The 22,698-nt window shown below is 67.4% G+C and carries 22 protein-coding genes; 4 read left to right on the forward strand and 18 right to left on the reverse strand.

Features of this window, described 5'->3' with window-relative positions; translation table 11 throughout:
- Positions 1–19 precede the first annotated feature (19 nt).
- The 8 genes from KUH32_RS04240 to fzlA form a co-directional block, all read right to left on the reverse strand.
- Positions 20–700, reverse strand: coding sequence for a hypothetical protein (locus KUH32_RS04240; protein WP_217776816.1), 681 nt, complete (start codon positions 698–700; stop codon positions 20–22).
- Positions 701–772: 72 nt separating this feature from the next.
- Positions 773–2,797, reverse strand: coding sequence for an NADPH-dependent 2,4-dienoyl-CoA reductase (locus KUH32_RS04245; RefSeq protein WP_217776817.1), 2,025 nt, complete (start codon positions 2,795–2,797; stop codon positions 773–775).
- A gap of 270 nt (positions 2,798–3,067) precedes the next feature.
- The gene (locus tag KUH32_RS04250; RefSeq protein WP_217776818.1) at positions 3,068–3,679 is read right to left on the reverse strand and encodes a class I SAM-dependent methyltransferase; all 612 of its coding nucleotides are present in this window, start codon (positions 3,677–3,679) and stop codon (positions 3,068–3,070) included.
- Positions 3,680–3,776: 97 nt separating this feature from the next.
- Positions 3,777–4,397, reverse strand: a complete 621-nt coding sequence (locus tag KUH32_RS04255; RefSeq protein WP_217778284.1) for a YdeI/OmpD-associated family protein — start codon at positions 4,395–4,397, stop codon at positions 3,777–3,779.
- A 19-nt stretch (positions 4,398–4,416) separates the two neighbouring features.
- Positions 4,417–4,926, reverse strand: coding sequence for a peptide-methionine (S)-S-oxide reductase MsrA (gene msrA, locus KUH32_RS04260; RefSeq protein WP_217776819.1), 510 nt, complete (start codon positions 4,924–4,926; stop codon positions 4,417–4,419).
- Positions 4,923–5,372 (reverse strand): peptide-methionine (R)-S-oxide reductase MsrB, encoded by a 450-nt coding sequence (gene msrB / locus KUH32_RS04265; protein ID WP_217776820.1) that lies wholly within the window; start codon positions 5,370–5,372, stop codon positions 4,923–4,925. The genes msrA and msrB overlap by 4 nt, the downstream gene beginning before the upstream one ends.
- 182 nt (positions 5,373–5,554) lie before the next feature.
- On the reverse strand, positions 5,555–6,709 hold the full coding sequence (gene queG, locus KUH32_RS04270; protein ID WP_348541082.1) for a tRNA epoxyqueuosine(34) reductase QueG: 1,155 nt from the start codon (positions 6,707–6,709) through the stop codon (positions 5,555–5,557).
- A gap of 93 nt (positions 6,710–6,802) precedes the next feature.
- Positions 6,803–7,468: an FtsZ-binding protein FzlA gene (gene fzlA, locus KUH32_RS04275; protein WP_217776821.1), complete on the reverse strand. Its 666-nt coding sequence runs from the start codon at positions 7,466–7,468 to the stop codon at positions 6,803–6,805.
- A 180-nt stretch (positions 7,469–7,648) separates the two neighbouring features.
- On the opposite strand from fzlA, the gene KUH32_RS04280 reads away from it, so the two are divergent.
- Positions 7,649–8,335, forward strand: coding sequence for a DUF4336 domain-containing protein (locus KUH32_RS04280; RefSeq protein WP_217776822.1), 687 nt, complete (start codon positions 7,649–7,651; stop codon positions 8,333–8,335).
- A 5-nt stretch (positions 8,336–8,340) separates the two neighbouring features.
- Here KUH32_RS04280 and KUH32_RS04285 read toward each other — a convergent pair whose 3' ends face one another.
- The 5 genes from KUH32_RS04285 to KUH32_RS04305 all read right to left on the reverse strand — a co-directional run bounded on the left by KUH32_RS04285 (position 8,341) and on the right by KUH32_RS04305 (position 16,703).
- Positions 8,341–8,736, reverse strand: coding sequence for a hypothetical protein (locus tag KUH32_RS04285; RefSeq protein WP_254898978.1), 396 nt, complete (start codon positions 8,734–8,736; stop codon positions 8,341–8,343).
- Between the two features lie 100 nt (positions 8,737–8,836).
- Entirely contained in the window at positions 8,837–9,580 is a 744-nt protein-coding gene (gene mtgA / locus KUH32_RS04290; RefSeq protein ID WP_217776823.1) for a monofunctional biosynthetic peptidoglycan transglycosylase, read from the reverse strand.
- A 272-nt stretch (positions 9,581–9,852) separates the two neighbouring features.
- Positions 9,853–14,388 carry a glutamate synthase large subunit gene (gene gltB / locus KUH32_RS04295; RefSeq protein WP_217776824.1) on the reverse strand — a complete coding sequence of 1,512 codons (4,536 nt, stop codon included), beginning with the start codon at positions 14,386–14,388 and terminating at the stop codon, positions 9,853–9,855.
- A 237-nt stretch (positions 14,389–14,625) separates the two neighbouring features.
- On the reverse strand, positions 14,626–15,078 hold the full coding sequence (locus tag KUH32_RS04300; RefSeq protein ID WP_217776825.1) for a GFA family protein: 453 nt from the start codon (positions 15,076–15,078) through the stop codon (positions 14,626–14,628).
- A gap of 191 nt (positions 15,079–15,269) precedes the next feature.
- Positions 15,270–16,703, reverse strand: coding sequence for an NAD(P)-dependent oxidoreductase (locus KUH32_RS04305; protein WP_217776826.1), 1,434 nt, complete (start codon positions 16,701–16,703; stop codon positions 15,270–15,272).
- A gap of 225 nt (positions 16,704–16,928) precedes the next feature.
- On the opposite strand from KUH32_RS04305, the gene KUH32_RS04310 reads away from it, so the two are divergent.
- Positions 16,929–17,732, forward strand: a complete 804-nt coding sequence (locus KUH32_RS04310) for an undecaprenyl-diphosphate phosphatase (protein WP_217776827.1) — start codon at positions 16,929–16,931, stop codon at positions 17,730–17,732.
- Here the strand turns inward: KUH32_RS04310 and rlmH are convergent.
- The 3 genes from rlmH to KUH32_RS04325 form a co-directional block, all read right to left on the reverse strand.
- Entirely contained in the window at positions 17,729–18,199 is a 471-nt protein-coding gene (gene rlmH / locus KUH32_RS04315) for a 23S rRNA (pseudouridine(1915)-N(3))-methyltransferase RlmH (protein ID WP_217776828.1), read from the reverse strand. The two genes, KUH32_RS04310 and rlmH, sit on opposite strands and share 4 nt — an antisense overlap.
- The gene (rsfS, locus tag KUH32_RS04320) at positions 18,199–18,576 is read right to left on the reverse strand and encodes a ribosome silencing factor (protein ID WP_217776829.1); all 378 of its coding nucleotides are present in this window, start codon (positions 18,574–18,576) and stop codon (positions 18,199–18,201) included. Before rsfS ends, rlmH begins: the two co-directional genes overlap by 1 nt.
- A gap of 135 nt (positions 18,577–18,711) precedes the next feature.
- Positions 18,712–19,248, reverse strand: coding sequence for a hypothetical protein (locus KUH32_RS04325; RefSeq protein WP_217776830.1), 537 nt, complete (start codon positions 19,246–19,248; stop codon positions 18,712–18,714).
- Positions 19,249–19,317: 69 nt separating this feature from the next.
- Here KUH32_RS04325 and KUH32_RS04330 point away from each other — a divergent pair, with 69 nt between their 5' ends.
- Positions 19,318–19,854 (forward strand): DUF2975 domain-containing protein, encoded by a 537-nt coding sequence (locus tag KUH32_RS04330; RefSeq protein ID WP_217776831.1) that lies wholly within the window; start codon positions 19,318–19,320, stop codon positions 19,852–19,854.
- On the forward strand, positions 19,854–20,072 hold the full coding sequence (locus KUH32_RS04335; RefSeq protein ID WP_217776832.1) for a helix-turn-helix domain-containing protein: 219 nt from the start codon (positions 19,854–19,856) through the stop codon (positions 20,070–20,072). Before KUH32_RS04330 ends, KUH32_RS04335 begins: the two co-directional genes overlap by 1 nt.
- Here the strand turns inward: KUH32_RS04335 and KUH32_RS04340 are convergent.
- A complete protein-coding gene (locus tag KUH32_RS04340) occupies positions 20,060–22,399 on the reverse strand; it encodes an aldehyde dehydrogenase family protein (protein WP_217776833.1) in 2,340 nt (779 codons plus the stop codon). The genes KUH32_RS04335 and KUH32_RS04340 overlap by 13 nt on opposite strands.
- On the reverse strand, positions 22,396–22,695 hold the full coding sequence (locus tag KUH32_RS04345; RefSeq protein ID WP_217776834.1) for a hypothetical protein: 300 nt from the start codon (positions 22,693–22,695) through the stop codon (positions 22,396–22,398). The genes KUH32_RS04340 and KUH32_RS04345 overlap by 4 nt, the downstream gene beginning before the upstream one ends.
- Between the last annotated feature and the right edge of the window lie 3 nt (positions 22,696–22,698).

Raw genomic sequence — 22,698 nt, forward strand, 5'->3', positions numbered from 1 at the left:
CCAAGGCCAAGCGCCAAGCTCAACCCGCAGGCGCGCCTGCCAGGTGGTGCAGCCCCAGGGCCACGGGCGAATAATGATCCCGCCCGGTATCGGAAAAGACATGTTCCTGGATCCGGCGGAACGACTCGATGTAATCGGCATAGCTTGTCAGATCGACCGCCTTGGGCACCGGCAGCAGATTGCCCAGCGGCCCGGCGAAGCCGCGCACGCTGATCTCCATCTCGGCCCGGCTCAGGCCCAGCTGCGCCTCGGCGGCGATATTGGGGATCGACACCTGCACATCCGACGAAAACCGCGACGCCTCGACCTGCAGGCGTACCGCGATGCCCATCTCCACGTCGCGCCCGTCCTCGGTCTGCACCACGGCAAAGGTCTTGGCCTCCTGGATCACGCCGACCTGCGTGGCCTTGGCCTCGGCCTTGAACAGCGCCGAGAAAAAGCTCGCCTTGCCGCTGGCGTCGCGGGTATAGGCCACCGTGCTGACCAGGTGGCGGTTCAGCACCGCGCGCGGCGGGGTGTCGTCGCCGCCGGACGACGCCGCCGCCATCTCTTCGCCCGGCACGGTGCCGGCATAGAACATCGGCGGCACATCCAGCCTGAGCTTGACCATGCCCTGCCGGGTCAGGTCGGGCATGCGCGGATCCGTGTCCAGCAGCGGTTCATAGGGCGAAGGCAGGGATTGGGTTCTGGTTCCGGCCATGACGGGATTCCTCGGGCAACAGGACACGCGACGCGCGAATCGTTACATGGAATCCCCGTCCACCCCAAGCGCCTACAGCACCGCCGCCAGACGCACCCCCTGGTCGATGGCGCGCTTGGCGTCCAGTTCGGCGGCCACATCGGCGCCGCCGATCACATGCGCCTTGACCCCCCTGGCCTCCAGCGCATCGGCCAGCGACCGTTCGCTCAGCTGGCCCGCGCACAACACCACGCTGTCGCAGGCGATCACCTCGGGCCGCTCGCGCGCCTCGCCATAGGACACATGCAGGCCCTCGTCGTCGATGCGTTCGTAATTCACGCCCGCCTTCATCGCGACATCCTTCATCATCAGGCTGGCGCGGTGGATCCAGCCGGTGGTCTTGCCCAGCCGCTTGCCCGGCTTTTCGGCCTTGCGCTGCAACAGCGTGACCTGGCGCACCGGCGCATCCGGCTGCGGCCCTTCGGGCGCCAGGCCCGCGCGCGCGGTCTCGGGATCGGTCACACCCCATTCGCGCATCCAGTCCGGCAGGCTGGTGGTCGGGCTGTGTCCGGTCACCAGGAATTCCGCGACATCGAACCCGATGCCGCCCGCGCCCACGATGGCCACCCGCTCGCCCACCGGCGCCTTGCCGCGCAGCACGTCGACATAGCCCAGCACCTTTGCATGATCCTGGCCGGGGATCTGCGGATCGCGCGGCACCACGCCGGTGGCGACGATCACCTCGTCGAACCCGGTCAGGTCGTCGGCCGAAACCACGCGGCCCAGCGACAGCGTCACGCCGGTCTCGCCCAGCATGGTGCGGAACCAGTCGACCAGGCCCCAGAATTCCTCCTTGCCCGGCACCTGCTTGGCCATGTTCAGCTGCCCGCCGATCTCGTCGGCCTTGTCGAACAGCGTCACCTTGTGGCCGCGACCCGCCGCCGCGATAGCCGCCGCCAGGCCCGCCGGCCCGGCGCCCACCACGGCCACCGATTTCGGCGCGGCGGCGGGCTCCAGCACGATCTCGGTCTCGAAACAGGCGCGCGGATTGACCAGGCAGGAACTGACCTTGCCCTGGAACGTGTGATCCAGGCAGGCCTGGTTGCAGGCGATGCAGGGCGCGATCAGGTCGGCCCGCCCCGCCCTGGCCTTGGCGACGAAATGCGCATCGGCCAGGAACGGCCGCGCCATGCTGACCATGTCGGCGCAGCCCTCGGCCAGCACTTGCTCGGCCACGTCCGGCGTGTTGATCCGGTTCGAGGTGATGACCGGGATGCCGACCTGGCCCATCAGCTTTTTCGTCACCCAGGCAAAGGCCGCGCGCGGCACCGACGTGGCGATGGTCGGGATGCGCGCCTCGTGCCAGCCGATGCCGGTATTGATGATCGTGGCGCCGGCGCGCTCGATCTCCTGCGCCAGCTGCACCACCTCGGCGTAGGTCGAGCCATTCGGCACCAGGTCGATCATCGACAGCCGGTAGATGATGATGAAGTCATCGCCCACCGCCGCGCGCACCCGCTTGACCACCTCGATCGGCAGCCGCATCCGGTTCTCATAGCTGCCGCCCCAGCGATCCGTGCGCTTGTTGGTATGGGTGACGATGAACTGGTTGATGAAATACCCCTCGGATCCCATCACCTCGACACCGTCATAACCCGCCTCGCGCGCCCGCAGCGCCGCCGATGCGATATCGGCGATCTGCTTCTCGATCCCGGCCTCGTCCAGTTCCTTCGGCGCAAAGGGCGAAATCGGCGACTTGATCGCCGACGGCGCGACGCAGTCCGGGCCGTAGGCATAGCGCCCGGCATGCAGGATCTGCGCGGCGATCTTGCCACCCGCATCGTGCACCCGTTCGGTCACGATCCTGTGGTGTTCGACATCCTTGGCCGTGTACAGCCCGCCCGCGCCGGGAAACACGCCGCCTTCATGGTTCGGCGCCAGCCCGCCCGTCACCATCAGCCCCACGCCACCGCGGGCACGCTCGGCATAGAACTCGGCCACCCGGTTCCAGTCGCCGCGCTCTTCCAGGTTGGTGTGCATCGACCCCATCAGCACGCGGTTCTCCAGCGTGGTGAAGCCCAGGTCGAGCGGGGCAAGAAGATGCGGGTACTGGGTCATGTCAAAGGCCTCCCTTTCGGCGGGCACCACACACCATCCGCACGCCGCTGTCACGCCGCTACGTGACGTCAGACCGGTCTGCGTCAACCCGGAAAGCGCCCTGTCCCCCGTCGTCGTGCCGGTCAGCCGCCGGGGTGAACTGGCCCACCGGGCCCTGAGGGGCCGGCCCCTCTCCACCCCCGTTGCGGCACGGATGGCGGGGCGCCCCAACGGGATGGCGGGCGGGGCGATGTGCGCAGCACGAGCGGCGTCCGACACCCCCTTGGCGCGTCACACCGCGCGGGCCACCACGAAATGGCTCGGCAGCTTGGGCGGGTAATCCCCGGTCTCGACCACCTCGAAGCCCGCCGCCTCGATGGCCCGCCGCAGCTCCGCCGGCCGCAGAAAGGCCACGAACGGCGCCTTGCCCACCAGGCGTAGCAACCCGATCAGCGGCCTGAACCACGGCTTGCCGCCCAGGCAGGGCGTCTTCGAGATGAACAGCCCGCCTTCGGGCAGCCGCGCGCGCACATGCGTCAGCGTACCGGGCAGGTCCTCGACCAGGTGCAGCAGGTTGAAGGCCATCACCGCGTCGAACGCACCCTGCGCTGCGCCCGCCTCTGCGACGGCGAAACGGACATTGGCATCGCCCTGAACCGCCGCCTTGCCCTCGGCGATGCGGATCATCTCGCCCGACAGGTCCGTGCCCAGGATATCCGCCCCGGTATCGGCCAGCCTCAGCGCCGTGGTCCCCGTGCCACAGCCCAGTTCCAGCACCGCCATGTCCGGTGCCAGCCAGTGCCGCACCCGGTTCAGCGTTTGCTCATAGGCCTGCGCGTCGCCCACCGGGCGTTTGGCATATCCTTCGGCGATCTTGTCCCAGAATGCGGCTTTGGTCGTCATGGCGTTCTCCTGTCGTTTCCGCGCAGATAAGGCCGTCCCGACCCGGCCGGAACCCGCCAATCCGGCACGCCATCCATGCATTCCCGCATGGATCGCCTCAGCGCTCGGTCCAGCCCTTGCCCGCCAGGATCTTGCCCCGGCAGGATGCCGCCCGTCGCGCCCGCGTCTCTTCCTGCTTGGCGCCGCCGACATGGATCGCGAAACTGCGCTGCCGGCCCGGCGTCAGTGCGGCAAAAGCATCGGCCAGCGCGGGATCGGCATCCAGCATGTCCGCCAGGGCCTCCGGCAGCTCCGGCGCCGCGGCATCGCGCGGCGCCCGCCGCCCGGCTTCGGCATGCGCCATCGCCTGGGCCAGCAGCGCCCGCACGTCATCCGATTGCGCGGTCATGGCGGCAGTGTCGCGGAACCGCACCACATCCGCATGCCGGGTGTTCGGCCCCGACCGCTCCAGCAACCCGCCGGGGTCGTCCAGCAGCGCGGCGTTGAAGAAACTCAGCCGGAAATCTCCGCGAAAGGCCCCCATCACGGCGATGTTGCGCCCGGCATGCCTGTAACAGGGATGACCCCATTTCACCTGCTCGCCCAACCCCATCCCCAGGCACAGATCGCGCAGCGCCGCCAGCCCTTCGGACCAGCGGCGCGTCGAACAATCCTCGGTATCGAACCGGTCGCAGCGCCCGCAGCCCCTGGCGAAATAATCCCCGACCTCGGTGATCATCTCTGCCACGGGCCCGCTCCTATTCCGCCGCGTCGCGCTTGGGCAGCACCCAGTTCGGCCGCGGGAAATGGCAGGTATAGCCGTTGGGAATGCGCTCCAGGTAATCCTGGTGCTCGGGTTCGGCCTCCCAGAAATCACCCACCGGCTCGACCTCGGTCACCACCCGGCCCGGCCACAACCCGCTGGCCTCGACATCGGCGATGGTGTCCAGCGCGCATTGCCGCTGATCCTCGTCGACATAATAGATCGCCGAACGATAGCTCGGCCCGATATCGTTGCCCTGCCGGTTCGGCGTTGTCGGGTCGTGGATCTGAAAGAAGACCTCCAGCAGCCGCCGATAGCTGATCCTCTCCGGGTCATAGAAGATCTCGATCCCCTCGGCATGGCTGCCATGGTTGCGATAGGTGGCGTTGGGCACGTCGCCGCCGGTATAGCCGACCCGCGTGCGCACCACGCCCGGCAGCTTGCGGATCAGATCCTGCATGCCCCAGAAACACCCCCCCGCCAGAACCGCGCGTTGTTCGCTCATGCCCGTTCCTCCACCTGGTCGATATATTGGCCATAGCCCTCGGCCTCCATGTCGTCGCGATGGATGAACCGCAGCGATGCCGAGTTGATGCAATAGCGCAGACCGCCGCGATCGGCCGGCCCGTCCGGGAACACATGCCCCAGATGGCTGTCGCCGTGACGGCTGCGCACCTCGGTGCGGATCATGCCGTGACTGACATCGCGCAGCTCGACGATGTTCTCCGGCTCGATCGGCTTGACGAAGCTCGGCCAGCCGCAGCCGCTTTCGTACTTGGCGGCGGATGCGAACAGCGGCTCGCCCGAGACGATGTCCACATAGATGCCCGGCTCCTTGTTGCCCAGGTATTCCCCGGTTCCCGGCCGCTCGGTGCCGCTCTGCTGGGTGACGCGGTATTGCTCCGGGGTAAGGCTCTCGATCACCTCGGCGCGGCGTTCATACTTGGCCATGCATATCCTCCATCTCTTGCCCCCATTAGATGGGATGCGCGGCGCAAAAGCAAAGCACGCCGTCACATCCCTCACGATCGCGCCAGCCGCGCTGGCGCCGCGTCATCCCGGCCCCCACATCAAAAACAAGGGCCCTTCTTCTCTTTTCCAAATACGCAATCCCGCCCGCGCCGCACGCGCCGTCACCCGGACAGGCGCGCCACCGCCCAGCGCGCCGCATCCGCCACCGCCGCATCCGGGTCGTCGCACAGAGCCTGCACCACACCGCACAGGCCCGCATCCCCGGAATTGCCGATGGCGTAGCAGACGTTGCGCACGAACCGGCCCCGCCCGATCCGCTTGATGGGCGATCCCGCGAACAGCGCCCGGAACCCGGCATCGTCCAGCGCCGCAAGACGCGCCAGCTCCGGCGCGACCAGTTCGGGCCGGGCGTGATACTTCACCTCCGCCGCCCGCACCGCGAACTTGTTCCACGGGCAGACCGCCAGGCAATCGTCGCAGCCATAGATCCGGTTGCCCAGGCCCGCGCGCAACTCCGCGTCCACCGGGCCGCGATGCTCGATCGTCAGGTAGGAAATGCAGCGCCGCGCATCCAGCCGGTAGGGGGCCGGAAAGGCATCGGTCGGGCAGACATCCAGGCAGGCCCGGCACGACCCGCAATGATCCACCTCCGCCGCATCCGGCGCCAGATCGACCGTGGTAAAGATCGCGCCCAGGAAAAACCACGACCCCAGCTCCCGGCTCACCAGGTTGGTATGCTTGCCCTGCCAGCCCAGCCCGGCCGCCTGGCCCAGCGGCTTTTCCATCACCGGTGCGGTGTCGACGAACACCTTGATTTCCGGTGTCCGCGCAGCGGGCACCGCGTGGCCGGCAATCGCATCCTCGCGATGCGATGAGAGGCCACCCCCCTGCCATTCCGGGTGCCGCGCCGCCGCCTCGATCAGCCACCGCCCCAGCCGCTGCAGCCGCTTCTTGACCACGTCGTGGTAATCGCGGTTCTGCGCATAGACCGAGATCACCCCGCGGTCCCGCTGCGCCAGCCTGTCCATCACGTCGCCTTCGGGGCCGTAATTCTCGGCCAGCATGATGACCGACCGCGCCTGCGGCCACAGCGCCGCCGGATCGCCGCGCCATCCCACGCGGTCCTCCATCCAGGACATCTGGCCGTGCCACCCCTCGGCCAGAAAGGCCCGCAGCCGCCCCATCGCCTGCGGCACCGCATCCGGCCGGCACACCCGGCATGCCGCGAAACCCTCCGCCGCCGCCCGCGCCACCAGCGCCGCCTTCAGACCGTCCCCCGGCTTCTTCTCTTTCGAAATACGCAGATCCCCGCTCACCGCCCGCAAGCCCGCCCCATGTCCGCACCCGAACGGGACGGCGGGCGGGGCGCCTTTTGGCGCAAGCCAAAACAGCGCCGCCCGGCGGCCCGCTCAGAAATCCAGGTCGGCATAATGCGCCGGCGGCGGAAAGCCCGGCACCTGGTCGGCCAGGATCGACCGAAAGGCCGGACGCGACTTGATCTTGGCATACCAGTCCTTGACCACCTCCGACCGGTTCCAGTCCACGTCCGAGATGTAGTCCAGCGCCGACAGATGCGCGGCGGCGGCGAAATCGGCCAGCGTCATCACGTCGCCCGCCAGCCAGCGGCGATGGTCCAGCAGCCAGGCCATGTAATCCAGATGATACTTGATCGCCTTTGCGCCCGCCTTGACATTGCCGCTGTCGGGAAAGCCCGCCTTCATGACCTTCTTGTTGACCCGCTCGTAGAGCAGTTTCGACGTCACTTCCTGGTGGAACTTGTCGTCGAACCAGCCGACGATCCGGCGCACTTCATAGCGGCCCTCGGCCGAGCGCGGCATCAGCGGCGGCTCGGGGTATTTCTCTTCCAGGTATTCGCAGATCGCCGCGGACTCGGCCATGGTCTTGCCGTCGATCTTCAGCACCGGCACCTTGGCGGCGGGGTTGCGGCGCAGGAAATCGGCATCCTTCTCCCAATAGCGCTCCTCGACCAGTTCGCATTCGATCTTCTTCTCCGCCAGGCTCAGCCGCACCTTGCGGCAGAACGGGGACAGCGGCACGTGGTAAAGTCTGGCCATGTCGGGCGGGTTCCGGACATACTGAAAAGGGTTCGCTCTCAATGCCGCGAAACCGCGCCGGGATCAACTCCCCGACGGCGCATCGCGGCTGCGGACGCGGAACACCGCCCGCCGCCCTGCGCCACTTGACCTCGGCGACGCGGCGGCGCAGCTTCGCAACACCCAGCGCAAAGGCACGCCATGCTGTCCTCTTCCGGCCCCGATCTCTGGATCGCCGACGGCCCGCCGATCACCGCGGCGGCCGGGTTCCACTATCCCACCCGCATGGCGGTGGCGCGGCTGGCCGATGGTGGCTTGTGGCTCTGGTCGCCGGTGGCGTTCGACGCGGCGCTGCGCGACGCCGTCGCGGCGCTCGGCCCGGTGGCGCATCTGGTCGCGCCGAACGCGCTGCACCACATGGCGCTGGCGGACTGGGCCGCGGCCTTTCCCGACGCCCGCCTGCACGCCGCCCCGGGCCTGCGCGCCAAGCGCGCCGAGCTCGCCTGGACCGACGATCTGGGCGCCGACCCGCATCCGGGCTGGGCCGGGCAGATCGACCAGGCGGTCTTTCCCAACGCCATCGCGCCCGAGATCGTGTTCTTCCACCGCGCGTCCGGCACCGCGCTCTTCACCGACCTGCTGCAGCAGATGCCGCCAGGCTGGTATCGCGGCTGGCGCGGCCTGGTGGCGCGGCTGGATGGCATGACCGGGCCGGAACCGGCGGTGCCGCGCAAGTTCCGCCTGGCCGCGCGCCCGCGCGCCGGCGCCCGCGCGGCGCTTGCGCAGATCGCCGCCTGGCCGGTCGAAACGGTGCTGATGGCCCATGGCAATCCGGTCACCCGGGACGCGCCCGGCTTCCTGCGCCGCGCCTTCCGCTGGCTCGGCTGACCGGCTCAGCCCGCCCGGCGGCCCGGCCCCGGCCCCAGCGCCAGCGCGATCCCCAGCCAGAAGCCCGACCGCAGAACCATCGCGCCCACCGTGCGCCACTCGAACGGCGTGCCGGTCAGCGCCAGCCCGATGAACACGGCAAAGACCGCCGCCGTGGCCAGCCCGATCGTCCAGGCGATGCCCCGCGCCAGCGGCGATCCCGCGAACAGCGCCGCCGCCCCGGCCAGGTATGCCGCGCCCATGGCGAAGTTGAACCACAGCACCAGCGGCACCGCGTCGCCCACGGCGGCGCGCGCCGCGTCGCCGCCGAACAGCGCCCGCCCGCCGGAAACCAGCGTCGCCAGCCCGAACAGCGCGGCGATCGCCGCCACCGGCCTGTGCCATCGCGGCATGCCAGGCATCGCACCCCTCCCCCGTATCGAGACAACCAGACGCGCCATCATCGCACCGAATCGCCCGCCGCCCCGTGACCGGGATCAAGCCGCGCGCGTCACGCGAAAATCACTCGAAACAGGCCGCCCGGCCGTCGGCGGCGATCGTCGCGGCGCCCGACATGATCGCCCGGGCGCGGCGGTTCAGAAACCCGGTCGGCCGCGCCGCGTCGCGGGTCTTGGGGCTGGGCAGCACCGCGGCCAGCAGCGCCGCCTGCCGCGCGCTCAGCCGCTCCGGCCCGACACCGAAATAATGCCGCGCCGCCGCCTCGACGCCGAACACGCCCTCGTCGAACTCGGCCACGTTCAGGTAGACCTCCAGGATGCGCCGCTTGGACCACACCGCCTCGACCGCCGGCGTCAGCCCGGCCTCCAACGCCTTGCGGACCCAGGACCGGCCCTGCCACAGGTAGACGTTCTTGACCGTCTGCTGGCTGATGGTCGAAGCGCCGCGCGCCCCGCCCGCTTCGATGGCGGCGCGGATCGCATCCATGTCGAACCCCCAGTGCAGGCAGAAATTCGCATCCTCCGCCGCCACCGCCGACCGCCGCATCACCGGCGCGATGCCTTCCAGCGGCACCCAGGCGCGGTCGACGCTGCCCAGCCGGCGCTGTTCGGCCCAGATCGTGTGGGTGATCGGCGGGTTCAGCACCGAATACAGCGATACCGCCACGGCCACCAGCACCGCCGCCGCCAGTCCGGCGCGCAAGGCCATGCGCAAGACCCAGCGTAGCGGGCGCGGTCTCGGCGCCTTGCGCGCCGCCCGCTTCGTCCCGGCCCTGCCCTTGCCCTTGGTGGTCTTTGCCTGCGCCATGCCCGCTTATAGTCCCTCGCCCCGCCCAAGGGAATCCGCTGCCCGTGGCCTGGCGTCGTTCACGTTCAGGGCCGTCGACGAAATCGTCGCCATGCCTGTCCTCCACCCGACCGAACGATCTGTCAACCGGGACGGCCCGGCACAAGGAACCACGCCGCGATGGCGATACTTTGACGAAAACCCGCCGACACCCGGTCGCGGAGAGAGCCTTGCAAGAAGAAAAGGCGCCGGTTGCCCGGCGCCTTTCCCGATCGTCGCAAAGCCAAGCCGCGTTATTCCGCCGGCATCGCCAGGTCGTCCTCGATGCCCAGCGGATGCGGGATCTTGTTCAGCATCTCCTTGGGGCAGACCTGGACGAAATTCACCTTCTCGATGTCCCAGTTCTGCAGGATGTCCTGGCCCTTGCGGCTGCCGGTCTCGGCGACGTGGCGTTCGATCAGGCCTTTCAGCTGCGCCTCCCATTCCGGCGTGGTGACCGGGCAGGTCACCAGGCTTTCATGGTTCATCATGTCCATCGCCAGCCCCTTGGGGTCATACAGATAGGCCATGCCGCCGGTCATGCCGGCGCCGAAATTCGCGCCGATCGATCCCAGGATCACCGCCACCCCGCCGGTCATGTATTCGCAGCCGTTCGATCCGCAGCCCTCGACCACTACCTTGGCACCGCTGTTGCGCACGGCGAACCGTTCGCCGGCCCGGCCCGCGGCGAACAGGTAGCCGTCGGTCGCGCCGTACAGCACCGTGTTGCCGATGATGGTGTTCTCGCTGGCGACCAACGGGCTGACCTGCGGCGGGCGCACCACGATCAGGCCGCCCGACAGGCCCTTGCCGACATAGTCGTTGGCATCGCCCGACACTTCCAGCTTGAGCCCCGGCGCCGCGAAGGCGCCCAGCGATTGCCCGGCCGAACCCTGCAACTTCACATGCAGATGGTCCGGCTGCAGCGCGTTGCGCATCCCGAACTTGCGCACGATATGGCTGCTGACCCGCGTGCCCACCGTCCGGTGCGTGTTCATCACCGCATAGGACAGCTGCATCTTCTCGCCATCCTCCAGGAATCGCGCGGCGTCGCGCACGATCTCGGCATCCAGCGTGTCGGGCACCGCGTTACGCGGCTTGTCACGGTCGTAGACGATGTCGTCGCTGCCATCGACGCGGATCAGCAGCGGGTTCAGGTCCAGGTCGTCCAGATGCTCGGCGCCGCGGCTGACCTGCCGCAGCAGGTCGGCCCGGCCGATCACGTCGTCCAGCGACCGCGCACCGATGCTGGCCAGGATTTCCCGTACTTCCTGGGCGTAGAAGGTGATCAGGTTCACCACCTTGTCCGCCGTGCCGGTGAACTTGGCGCGCAGCTTTTCGTCCTGCGTGCAGACCCCCACCGGGCAGGTGTTGGACTGGCACTGGCGCACCATGATGCAGCCCATCGCGATCAGTGCGGCGGTGCCGATGCCGTATTCCTCGGCCCCCATCATCGCCGCCATGACGATGTCGCGCCCGGTGCGCAATCCGCCATCGGTGCGCAGCGTCACCCGGTCGCGCAGGTTGTTCATCGACAGGACCTGATGCGCCTCGGTCAGGCCCATCTCCCAGGGCAGGCCGGCATATTTGATGCTGGTCGCCGGGCTGGCCCCGGTGCCGCCATTGTGCCCCGAGATCAGGATCACGTCGGCCTTGGCCTTGGCCACGCCGGCGGCGATGGTGCCCACGCCCGAGGACGCCACCAGCTTGACCGTCACCTTGGCGCGCGGGTTGATCTGTTTCAGGTCATAGATCAGCTGCGCCAGGTCCTCGATCGAATAGATGTCGTGATGCGGCGGCGGGCTGATCAGCGTCACGCCCTCGGTGGAATGGCGCAGCCGCGCGATCAGTTTCGTGACCTTCATGCCGGGCAGCTGGCCGCCCTCGCCGGGCTTGGCGCCCTGGGCCACCTTGATTTCCAGCTCTTCGCAATGGTTGAGGTATTCCGCCGTCACGCCGAACCGGCCGCTGGCGACCTGCTTGATCTTGGCCGACGGGTTGTCGCCATTGGGCTCGGGCACGAAATGGGCGGGGTCTTCCCCCCCTTCGCCACTGTCCGACTTGGCCCCGATCCGGTTCATCGCCACGTTCAGCGTCTTGTGCGCCTCGGGGCTCAGCGCCCCCAGCGACATGCCCGGCGTCACAAAGCGCTTGCGGATCGAGGTGATGCTTTCCACCTCCTCCAACGGGATCGCCTTGCCCAGCGGCTTGATCGCCAAGAGATCGCGCAGATGGATCGGCGGGTTGGCCTGCATCGCCTTGGAATAGGTCTTCCACAGCTCATAGCTGGCGCGGTCGCAGGCCGATTGCAGCAGGTGCATGGTCTGCGCGCCCCAGGCATGGGTCTCGCCCGACTTGCGCGCCTTGTAGAAACCGCCGATCGGCAGCACGTCGCGGCCGCTGGCGAAACCGAGCGCATGAACCTCCTCGGCCTTCTTCTGGATGCCCGCCACCCCGATGCCCGAGATGCGGGAAATCATGCCCGGGAAGAACTCGGCGCACATCGCCCGGCTCAGGCCCACCGCCTCGAAATTCAGCCCGCCGCGATAGGACGAAATGACCGAGATCCCCATCTTCGACATGATCTTGAGCAGCCCGGCATCCACCGCTTCGCGATACCGCGCCACCGCCTGGTTCAGGCTCATGTCCAGCAGGCCGCGCTTGATCCGGTCGGCCAGGCTGTCTTCGGCCAGGTAGGCGTTGACCACAGTGGCGCCGGCGCCGATCAGCACGGCAAAGTAATGCGGGTCGATGCATTCCGCCGACCGCACGTTGATCGAACAGAAGGTCCGCAAGCCCTTGCGCGTCAGGTGGCTGTGCACCGCGCTGGTGGCCAGGATCATCGGCATCGCGACCCGGTCCTCGCCGACCTCCTCGTCGGTCAGGATCAGGTGCCCCGCCCCGCTGCGCACGGCATCCTCGGCCTCGGCGCGGATGCGGTCCAGCCCGGCACGCAGCGCGCCCGCACCCTTCTCGAAGGTGCAGTCGATCCGCGCCGAGGGCGCATTGAAATGGGTCTGCAACGCCTCGAACTGCGCATTGCCCACGAACGGGCTGTCCAGCACCAGGATCTCGGTCTGCGCGCTGCTTTCGTCCAGCACGTTCTTGAGATTGCCGAACCGCGTCTTCAGGCTCATCACCCGGTATTCCCGCAGGCTGTCGATCGGCGGGTTCGTCACCTGGCTGAAATTCTGCCGGAAATAATGGCTCAGCGGGCGATAGCGCTTGGACAGAACCGCGCTCGGCGTGTCGTCGCCCATGCTGGCCACGACCTCCTTGGCGTCCTCGGCCATCGGCGCCAGCACCTGCTCCAGCTCCTCGATCGTGTAGCCCGCCGCGATCTGGCGGCGGCGCAGCTCGGCGCCCTCGAACAGCGGCTTCTCGGTGATCCCGCCCAGCGCCTCGTCCAGCTCGTTGATCTTGCCGACCCACTCGCCAAAGGGCTGCGCCGCCGACAGCGCATCCTTGATCTCGACATCGTGGAACAGCTTGCCCGCCTTCATGTCGACCGCGATCATCTGGCCCGGCCCCAGCGCGCCCTTCTCGCGCACCGTCGCCTCGTCGACCGGCACCATGCCCGCCTCGGACCCCGCGATCAGCAGACCGTCACCGGTCACCACATAGCGCATCGGCCGCAGCCCGTTGCGGTCCAGCCCGCCGCAGACCCAACGGCCATCGGTCATCGCCAGCGCCGCGGGGCCGTCCCAGGGCTCCATCACCGCGTTGCAATAGGAATACATGTCGCGCCAGGCCTGCGGCAGCTCGACCGCCTGCTTGGACCACGATTCCGGCACCAGCATCGTCTTGGCCATCGGCGCGTTGCGCCCGGCCCGCACCAGTACCTCGAACACCGCGTCCAGCGCCGCGCTGTCGCTCGCGCCGTTGGCGATGATCGGCTTGATGTCTTCGGCCATGTCCCCGAACGTGGCCGAGGCCATGCGGATCTCGTGGGACTTCATCCAGTTGGTGTTGCCCTTCAGCGTGTTGATCTCGCCGTTATGGGCCAGCATCCGGAACGGCTGGGCCAGCCACCATTGCGGAAAGGTGTTGGTGGAATAGCGCTGGTGATAGATCGCAAAGGCGCTCTCGAACCGCGGGTCCTGCAGGTCGGGATAGAAATCGGCCACCTGCTCGGCCAGCATCATGCCCTTGTAGATGATCGACCGGCAGGACAGCGACGCGATGTACAACTGGGTGATCCCCGCCGCCAAGGCCGCCTTCTCGATCCGCCGCCGGATGACATACAGTTCGCGCTCGAAGGTCTCCTCGTCCACGCCCTTGGCGTTGGAAATCAGGATCTGCTCGATCTCGGGCCGGGTCGCATTGGCCTTCTCGCCCAGGCAATCGACATTCACCGGCACGTGGCGCCAGCCATAGATGTAATGGCCCATGCGCAGGATCTCGGTCTCGACGATGGTCCGGCAGGTCTCCTGCGCGCCGAAATTGGTGCGCGGCAGGAACACCTGGCCCACAGCCATCAACTCGTTCTTGCGCGGGCTGTGGCCGGTGCGGTCGACCTGGTCGTAGAAGAACGCCACCGGGATCTGCACATGGATGCCCGCGCCGTCGCCGGTCTTGCCGTCGGCATCCACCGCGCCGCGGTGCCAGACCGCCTTCAGCGCCTTGATGCCGTTCTCGACCACCTGGCGCGATTTCTTGCCGTCGATGCTGACCACCAGGCCGACGCCGCAGGACGAATGCTCCTCGCTGTCGTCATACAGACCGTTCTCGGCCATCCACTGGCGCTTGGCTTCCTCGGCGGCGGCCCAGGCTGCGTCATACTTGGTCATGTCAGGCTCCTGTCTGCGGGGCCGCACTTGCGGCGGTGGTGTTATGATTTCCGTTGAAAAGGGCCGCGCCCGACCCTGGGAGGGCGATCGCAACGGATATGGTCTTTGCAAAGACTGTCACGCTCAAGCCACTGGTTCGGAGCATGACGACTACAATGCGCCCTCCCGGGGGGAGGGTCGGGCGCGGCCCGGCGTGCCGCCGGGCAAATCGATTCGAACGATGCGCATTCAATCGGCTCACGCCTCACCCTCGACAAAGCGGTGCTTGGCCTCGTATTCGGCCCGCGTCGCACGCACGTGATCGCCCGCCATGTGGCCATAGGCCGGCGCCCGGTCGGTATAGATTTCCGAGATCAGCGGAAACGCTTGCGCCTCGGGGAACAGCCCGGGCATCAGCTCGAAATCCGCGTCTTCCTCGATCACGTCGCGCATCCACAGGTTGCTGCCGCACGTGCCGCAAAACGCCCGCTCGGCGAAATCCGAGGTCTTGTGCCGCACCACCGGGCCGCTGACCGTGACCGCCCCGGCGGACGCCCCGAAACAGGCGAACACGCCGCCGGTCCAGCGCTGGCACATCTGGCAATGGCACACGCCCACGGCGGCGACGTGTTCGCCGTCGATGGCGATCCGGACAGCGCCGCACAGGCACTGGCCGTCCATCTTTCCGGTCCTGCGATAGGGCTCGATCATCCTGCAATCCTTAACGCGCCCGTTGCGCCTTTTCCGTTGCTCTGTGCGTCATCGCACAGACCGCTCACCAATCCGTCCCGAATTCGGGGAAAACCGGACGGATCGCTGCTGCGACCCGCCGAAACCCGGGGTTCGGCCCCCCACCGATCCGTCCCGAAATCGACCGTTTCAGGACGGATTGCCGTTGCACATCACTCCGCGGCCACGGCGGTCGTTGCGTTAAGATCCGCCAGAAGCGCCTCCGCACAATCGCGCCCGTCGCGGATCGCCCAGACCACCAGGCTGGCGCCGCGCACGATGTCGCCCACCGCATAGACTCCCGGCAGGGCCGTGCGGCCGGTGGTGAACTCGGCCTTGACCGTGCCCCAGCGGGTCACTTCCAGCTCGGGCTGGCCCCACAGCGCGGGCAGGTCCTCGGGCTCGAACCCCAGCGCCTTGATGACCAGGTCAGCGGGCTCGTCATAGTCGGAACCCTCAATGATTTCAGGCGCTTGGCGGCCCGTCGCGTCGGGCGGGCCCAGCCGCATCTTCTGCACGATGACGGCCTCGACCGGATCGCCCCGGAACCCCTTGGGCGCGGTCAGCCATTCGAACTGCACGCCTTCCTCCTCGGCGTTCTGCACCTCGCGCTGGCTGCCCGGCATGTTGGCCCGGTCGCGGCGATACAGGCATTTCACGCTGACCGCGCCCTGCCGGATCGCCGTGCGCACGCAATCCATCGCCGTGTCGCCCCCGCCGATCACCACCACCCGCTTGCCCTCGGCGTTCAGTTCGCCGCTGTCGAACTCCGGCACCTCGTCGCCGAAAGACTTGCGATTCGAGGCGGTTAGATAGTCGATCGCCTTGACGATCCCGTCTGCGCCTGCGCCCGGTCCACCCAGGTCGCGGCTCTTGTAGACGCCGGTCGCGATGATCACCGCGTCGTGCTGCGCGCGGATATCCTCGAAGGCCATGGTCCGGCCCACGTCGCAATTCAAGACAAAGCGCGCGCCGCCCTTCGCGAGCTGTTCGTTGCGGCGCATCACCACGTCCTTTTCCAGCTTGAAGCCGGGGATGCCGTAGGTCAGCAGTCCGCCCGAGCGGTCATAGCGGTCGTAGACGGTGACCTGCACGCCGGCCCGGCGCAGCACGTCGGCGGCGGCAAGGCCACCGGGGCCGGCGCCGATGATGCCGACGCTCTCGGCGCGTTCCTTGGCCGGCTTGATCGGCTGCACCCAGCCGTTTTCCCAAGCGGTATCAGTGATATACTTCTCGACCGCGCCGATGGTGACGGTGCCGTGGCCGGATTGCTCGATCACGCAGTTGCCTTCGCACAGCCGGTCCTGCGGGCAGATGCGGCCGCAGATTTCCGGGAACGTGTTGGTGGCCTGGCTGATCTCGTAGGCTTCCTGCAGGCGGCCCTCGGCGGTCAGGCGCAACCAGTCGGGGATGTTGTTGTGCAGCGGGCAATGGCTCTGGCAATAGGGCACGCCGCATTGGCTGCAGCGGCTGGCCTGTTCGGCGGCCTTCTGGTCTGCGTACTCTGCGTAAATCTCGTGGAAATCCTCGCGCCGCACATTGGCGTCGCGTTTTTCGGGCATGTCCCGGTCAACACTCACGAATTTCAGCATCGGCTGCTTGGCCATTCCCAAAGCTCCTTGGAAGTCTCCCCGGTAGGCTGGCTTTTACTGAAAGCTTTCGGACAATAAAAGTCACAATTGCTGACCTTATATCGCTTTCTTTGACCCACTGCACCACGAGAGAGGTGGGAATCTGATGATATTTGGGTCCGATTCGGATTTAATTATTCGCTTCTCATTGAATCTAAAGCGTTTATACAGACCACATCCGCAGACCGGGCAGAACGCTCCATGACCCTGACGCATCTCCTTCTCGTCGCCCTGGTGCAGGGAATAACCGAATTTCTGCCGGTCTCATCCTCGGGCCACCTGATTCTGCTGCCGAATCTCACCGGCCTGCAAGACCAGGGTCAGGTCATCGATGTTGCCGTCCATGTCGGTACGTTGGGCGCCGTGGTGCTGTATTTCTGGTCGGACGTGAAGATCGCGCTGCACGGCACCACCCGGCTGATACGCGGCAAGGTCGATACCGCTTCGGCCTTTCTTGCCCTTTGCCTGCTGGTCGCCACCATCCCGGTCATCCTCTTCGGCCTCGCGCTCAAACTGACCGGCTGGGACGACGCGCTGCGTTCGATCGCGGTGATCGGGTGGACGATGTTGGGCTTCGGCCTCGTGCTTTACTGGGCGGATCGCTTTGGAAAACAAGTGAAAACCGCGGAAAACTGGAGCCTGCGCGACGCCCTCGTCATGGGGCTTTGGCAGGCCGTGGCCCTGATTCCCGGCACGTCGCGGTCGGGCATCACCATCACCGCCGCGCGGCACCTGGGCTATGCCCGCCACGACGCGGCGCGGCTGGCGATGTTGATGTCGATCCCGACCATCGTCGCCTCGGGCGCGCTGCTTGGGGTCGAGGTGATCGCCACCGCCGATGCGCAGGCCGCCCGCGACGGCGCCATCGCCGCCGCGATGGCCTTTGCCGCCGCCTTCGCCGCATTGGCGCTGATGATGCGTCTGCTGCGATCGGTCAGCTTCACGCCTTACGTGATATACCGCGTGATCCTGGGCGTGATTTTGCTTGTCATCGCGTACAGTTAAACCCGGTGATAGGGCGTTCCCGCCAGGATCGCCGTGGCACGGTAGAGCTGCTCGGCCAGCATCACCCGCGCCAGCATGTGCGGCCAGACCATCCGGCCCAGCGACAGCACCAGATCGGCGTTGTCGCGCAGGGTGGGGTCGACCCCATCCGCCCCGCCGATGACAAAGGCCGCGTTCGCCGCGCCCCCGTCGCGCCAGCCTGCCAGCGTGTCGGCGAATTCCGGCGACGACAGCGCCTTGCCGCGTTCGTCCAGCACGCACAGCCGCGCGCCGTCGGGCACCGCGCGGGTCAGCAAGGCCGCTTCGGCCGCCATGCCACCGCCCTTGCGGTCCTCGACCGCGTGTTCGCTCACCGGCCCGAGGCCAAGGCCCCGGCCCGTTCGCGTGGCACGGTCCAGATAATCGTCGATCAGATCGCGTTCGGGACCCGCCCGCAGCCGGCCCACAACGCAAAGATGCAGCCGCACTACTGCGCCTTGGCAGACGCCCCGGCGCCGCTTGCCGGCAGCCACATCTTTTCAAGCTGGTAGAATTCGCGCACCTCGGGACGGAAAACGTGGACCACCACGTCGCCGGCATCGATCAGCACCCAGTCGCCGGTATCCTTGCCTTCGGTCTTGGACAGGACACCGTGATCGTGCTTGAGCGTTTCCACCAGTTTCTCGGAAATCGCCGCGACCTGCCGCGACGACCGGCCCGAACAGACCACCATGTAATCGCAGACAGAGGTCTTGCCGCGCAGGTCGATCTGCACGACGTCTTCGGCCTTGTTGTCATCGAGAGAAGCGAGAACCGCGGACAGAAGCGTCTCGGCGGTGATCGCGGTGTCGAGCGCCCCGCTCATGCGGGGATCCCGGGCTGCGGCATCCGCCGCATGGGTCGTGATTGACAGGACATCGTCCTCCTTGTCGCTACGCGCCGGTCAGCCCCGGCACACGGCATGGAATAAAGGTAACACCGCGCGTGCGAAATCTCAATGTCACGCGGTGTTTTCGCAGGGTCCGACCGGCCTGCCTGCCTGCCGCATCATCGCCAGATAGCGTCTGACCGGGGTCGGGCGCAACAGCGGACGCGGCGTGCCACCGTCAATCGCGATTTCGGCGCTGACCGGGACGTCCATGTCGGGGCCGCCATCGACGGTGCACAGTCCGAAAGACAGCGACAGGCTGCCGGACGTGCCTTGCGGATCTTCGGTTTCCCAGGTCCGCGCGGCGGCTTGCGCGGCCCGCAGCGCCGGCAGGTCGCGATCGGCCACTGAAAAAGCACTTTGACGACCCGATGTCTGTCGGTCGAGCACGAACTCCCCGCCGGCCGTTTGCCCGTCGCGCGTCGCAACCAGCACCAACCGCGCGCTACCGGGGATGATTTCCAGACCCTCCGGCAGATGCGCAATGACCCGGTAGACGGCGGGATCGGCGGACAGGGGATCGGTTGTGCCGAGCCTGGCGGCCGTGACGGCATCGATGGCGGTACAGCCTTGAAGGGCAAGGGCGAGAATGAGCAGGATACGGATCATCGTTTACCTCTTGTGGAATCATTTTTAATTGTTTTACATTAAATAATCAAATTCAGGCAAGAGACCCGCATGACCCACCTTCCGCATCGCACCCGCCGCATCGCCCACGCGCTGTTCCTGTCGGTTACTATCCTGATGGCGGCCATCGTCGGGCTGCTGATCTACGTCACCGCCGTGCCAACGCTGCTCGTGGCCGAGCGCGCGCACAGCTTCGGTCTGGAGGTGGCCTGGCCGGTGAGCGGCACCGCCCGCGCGGCCCTGGTGGCCTGCGCCTGGATGTCGGCGGGCATCGCGCTGTTCACGCTGTCGCAGGTCGCGCGGCTGTTCCGCGCCTATGCCGACGACGCCGCGCTGACGCCGAACGCTGCGCGCGCGATTCGCGGCATCGGGCTGGGCCTGGTCGCGCAGGCATTCTGGAGCCTGCTGCTGCACCCGCTGAGCGGTCTGGCCCTGACGATGGACGCGCCGGTGGGGCAGCGGATGCTGGCCATCGCGATCCAGTCCGATGCTATCGGAACGGCGCTCGCCGGCGGTCTGATGCTGCTGATCGGGATCGTCATGACCCAAGCGGTCGCAGTGGCCCGCGAGAACGAAGGTTTCGTCTGATGCAGATCGTCGTTCGCCTGGACGTGATGCTGGCACAGCGCAAGATGCGGTCGCGCGAACTGGCCGAACGGGTCGGCATCACCGAACAGAACATCAGCCTGCTGAAATCCGGCAAGGTCAAGGGCATCCGGTTCGAGACACTGGCGCGGATCTGCGCGGTACTGGATTGCCAGCCCGGCGACCTGCTGGAGGCCTTGCCCGACGATCAGGCGCCGTAGGGCACCCAGACGGTCTTGACCTCGGTCGCGGCGTCGAGGAATTCGCGCCCCTCGCCCTCGGCGCCCAGCCAGTCGCGGGAATGGCCGTTGTTGACCCAGGTCCGTTTCAGATTCCCTGCGGCCCCTCGCTCGATCTCGGCGGCCAGGTCGGTCGAGGAAAAGGACCAGACCGCCTCGACATCGGCATGGGTGGCCAGGGTCGGCGCCAGGTCGGCATGCGATCCGGTCAGGATGTTGACCACACCGCCCGGAACGTCGGACGTATCCAGCACCTGGTAGAAATCGGTGGCGGCCAGCGGGAAGGGTTCCGAGGCGACCAGCACCACGCGGTTGCCCATGGCAATGGCGGGCGCCATGACCGATACAAGACCCAGAAGCGGAACATCGTCGGGACACAGGGCGCAGATCACACCGCAGGGTTCCCGCAATGCCATCGCCACGCCGCGCAATGGCGCCTGCGCCACCCGCCCGTCGAATTTGTCTGCCCAGGCAGCATAGGTGAACAGCCGCGCGACGGCGGCGTCGACTTCCTTGGCGCCGGACTTGCCGCCGGTCATGCGGTCGATCTGCGCGGCGAATTCCGATCCGCGCGCGGCGAGGTTCTCGGCGATGTAATAGATCACCTGCGCCCTCAGATGCGCCGTGGCGCTGGACCAGCCCGATGCACCGCGTGCCGCCTCGACCGCGTTGCGGATGTCCTTGCGGTTGGCGATCGGCGCCTGCCCGATCAGCCGGCCGCGCCGGTCAAAGACGTTGCGGGCATAGCCGCCATCGGGGCGGGCCTGCTTGCCGCCGACATAAAGCTTGGCGGTGCGGTCGACCGGTTGCGGTTCGGCCTCGTCGCCGTCGAAGGCGGCGACGGGTTTCAACGCCTTGGGCTTGCCCCCTGGCCGTGTATAGGCCGCCAGCCCTTCCCAGCCGCCTTCGCGGCCGAACCCGCTTTCGCGCACGCCGCCAAAGGGGGCCGCGGCGTCGAACAGGTTGGTGCCGTTCACCCAGACGACGCCCGCCGCCAGCCGGGGCGCCACGTCAAGCGCGGTGTTGATGTTTTCCGACCAGACCGTCGCGGCCAGCCCGTATCGGGTGTTGTTGGCCATCTGCACCGCCTCGTCCGGCGTGCGGAACGTCGACGACACCAGCACCGGGCCGAAGATCTCCTCCTGCATCAGCGGCGAGGCGGGCGACAGGCCTGAAATCAGGGTCGGCGGGTAGAAACAGCCATCGGGCAGCGGACAAGCGGCGCGATAGGTCTCGCCTTCGGCATTGGCATCGACCAGCGCGGCGATGCGGTTGCGCTGGAGCGGATCGACGATGGCGCCCACATCGACCGACTTGTCCAGCGGATCGCCGATGCGCAGCTTGTCCATCCGCGCGCGCAGCTTGGCATGGAAGCGCGGTGCAATGCCTTCCTGCACCAGCAGCCGCGACCCCGCGCAACAGACCTGGCCCTGGTTGAACCAGATCGCGTCGACCAGCCCCTCGACCGCGGAATCCAGATCGGCATCTTCGAACACGATGTAGGGCGACTTGCCGCCCAGTTCGAGCGTCAGCGGTATGCCGCGGCCCGCCGTTGCCTGCCGGATGCGGCGGCCCACCTCGGTCGAGCCGGTGAACGCGATCTTGTCCACATCCGCGTTGACGATCATCTCGCCCACGGCGCCGTCGCCGGTAACGATGTTCACCACCCCCTTGGGCAGCCCGGCCTGGCGGCAGATATCGGCGAACAGCAGCGCGGTCAGCGACGTCCATTCCGCCGGTTTCAGAACCACGGTGTTGCCCATGGCCAGCGCCGGCGCGACCTTCCAGGCCAACATCAGCAGCGGGAAATTCCACGGAATGATCTGGCCGCACACACCCAGTGGTTCGCGGCCGGGCAATTCCGCCTCCATCAGCTGGGCATAGCCCGCATGGTGGTAGAAATGCCGCTGCGCCAGCGGGATATCGATGTCGCGGCTTTCGCGGATCGGCTTGCCGTTGTCGAGCGTTTCCAGCACCGCGAACAGCCGCGAATGCTTTTGCAACAGCCGCGCGATTGCATACAGATACCGCGCCCGCCCCCTGCCGCCCAGCCGCGCCCACTTGCCCTGCGCGGCCCGCGCCGCGGCGACGGCGGCATCCACATCGGCCTGCGTGGCCTGAGAGAGCGTCGCCAGCACCTCGCCGGTCGCCGGGTTGCGGCTGTCGAAGCCGTCGCCTGGATCGGTGAAGACCCCGTCGATGAAATGTCCGAACCGGTCGCCCTGATCCACCAGCCAGGCCAACGCATCGCCGGCGGCTTCAGGCGCGGGGCCGTAATCCATGCTATCGAAGATTTGCTTGACGGTCATGCGAATGGGCCTTTCAGCGCGTGGTAGACGACATAGGCGATCCAGCAGAAAGCGACGGTCCATAGCACCAGTTGCACCCACCGCGTGCGCCGATGAAGCGCCGCGTAGTCCCGCAGAGCGTCGGGCAATCGTCCATCCGGCGGCGGCATGAACAAGGGCTCGGGTCCCAGCAGTCGCTGCATCGGGGTCGGCAGGTCGCGCACGGCGCGGCGGATGCGTCCTCGCCTCCACGCCGTGGACAGGACGATCAGCATGAAAAACAAAGCCGCCGCCGCGTATTCCGGGGTCAACTGCATCGC

It is taken from the genome of Thalassococcus arenae, from assembly GCF_019104745.1.
GTDB lineage: Bacteria > Pseudomonadota > Alphaproteobacteria > Rhodobacterales > Rhodobacteraceae > Thalassococcus_B > Thalassococcus_B arenae.

Excerpts from the sequence above, each read along its gene's own strand:
- KUH32_RS04240 (WP_217776816.1), bottom strand. The coding sequence starts at position 700 with ATGGCCGGAACCAGAACCCAATCCCTGCCTTCGCCCTATGAACCGCTG.
- KUH32_RS04245 (WP_217776817.1), bottom strand. The coding sequence starts at position 2,797 with ATGACCCAGTACCCGCATCTTCTTGCCCCGCTCGACCTGGGCTTCACC.
- KUH32_RS04250 (WP_217776818.1), bottom strand. The coding sequence starts at position 3,679 with ATGACGACCAAAGCCGCATTCTGGGACAAGATCGCCGAAGGATATGCC.
- KUH32_RS04255 (WP_217778284.1), bottom strand. The coding sequence starts at position 4,397 with ATGATCACCGAGGTCGGGGATTATTTCGCCAGGGGCTGCGGGCGCTGC.
- msrA (WP_217776819.1), bottom strand. The coding sequence starts at position 4,926 with ATGAGCGAACAACGCGCGGTTCTGGCGGGGGGGTGTTTCTGGGGCATG.
- msrB (WP_217776820.1), bottom strand. The coding sequence starts at position 5,372 with ATGGCCAAGTATGAACGCCGCGCCGAGGTGATCGAGAGCCTTACCCCG.
- fzlA (WP_217776821.1), bottom strand. The coding sequence starts at position 7,468 with ATGGCCAGACTTTACCACGTGCCGCTGTCCCCGTTCTGCCGCAAGGTG.
- KUH32_RS04280 (WP_217776822.1), top strand. The coding sequence starts at position 7,649 with ATGCTGTCCTCTTCCGGCCCCGATCTCTGGATCGCCGACGGCCCGCCG.
- KUH32_RS04285 (WP_254898978.1), bottom strand. The coding sequence starts at position 8,736 with ATGCCTGGCATGCCGCGATGGCACAGGCCGGTGGCGGCGATCGCCGCG.
- mtgA (WP_217776823.1), bottom strand. The coding sequence starts at position 9,580 with ATGGCGCAGGCAAAGACCACCAAGGGCAAGGGCAGGGCCGGGACGAAG.
- gltB (WP_217776824.1), bottom strand. The coding sequence starts at position 14,388 with ATGACCAAGTATGACGCAGCCTGGGCCGCCGCCGAGGAAGCCAAGCGC.
- KUH32_RS04300 (WP_217776825.1), bottom strand. The coding sequence starts at position 15,078 with ATGATCGAGCCCTATCGCAGGACCGGAAAGATGGACGGCCAGTGCCTG.
- KUH32_RS04305 (WP_217776826.1), bottom strand. The coding sequence starts at position 16,703 with ATGGCCAAGCAGCCGATGCTGAAATTCGTGAGTGTTGACCGGGACATG.
- KUH32_RS04310 (WP_217776827.1), top strand. The coding sequence starts at position 16,929 with ATGACCCTGACGCATCTCCTTCTCGTCGCCCTGGTGCAGGGAATAACC.
- rsfS (WP_217776829.1), bottom strand. The coding sequence starts at position 18,576 with ATGAGCGGGGCGCTCGACACCGCGATCACCGCCGAGACGCTTCTGTCC.
- KUH32_RS04325 (WP_217776830.1), bottom strand. The coding sequence starts at position 19,248 with ATGATCCGTATCCTGCTCATTCTCGCCCTTGCCCTTCAAGGCTGTACC.
- KUH32_RS04330 (WP_217776831.1), top strand. The coding sequence starts at position 19,318 with ATGACCCACCTTCCGCATCGCACCCGCCGCATCGCCCACGCGCTGTTC.
- KUH32_RS04335 (WP_217776832.1), top strand. The coding sequence starts at position 19,854 with ATGCAGATCGTCGTTCGCCTGGACGTGATGCTGGCACAGCGCAAGATG.
- KUH32_RS04340 (WP_217776833.1), bottom strand. The coding sequence starts at position 22,399 with ATGACCGTCAAGCAAATCTTCGATAGCATGGATTACGGCCCCGCGCCT.
- KUH32_RS04345 (WP_217776834.1), bottom strand. The coding sequence starts at position 22,695 with ATGCAGTTGACCCCGGAATACGCGGCGGCGGCTTTGTTTTTCATGCTG.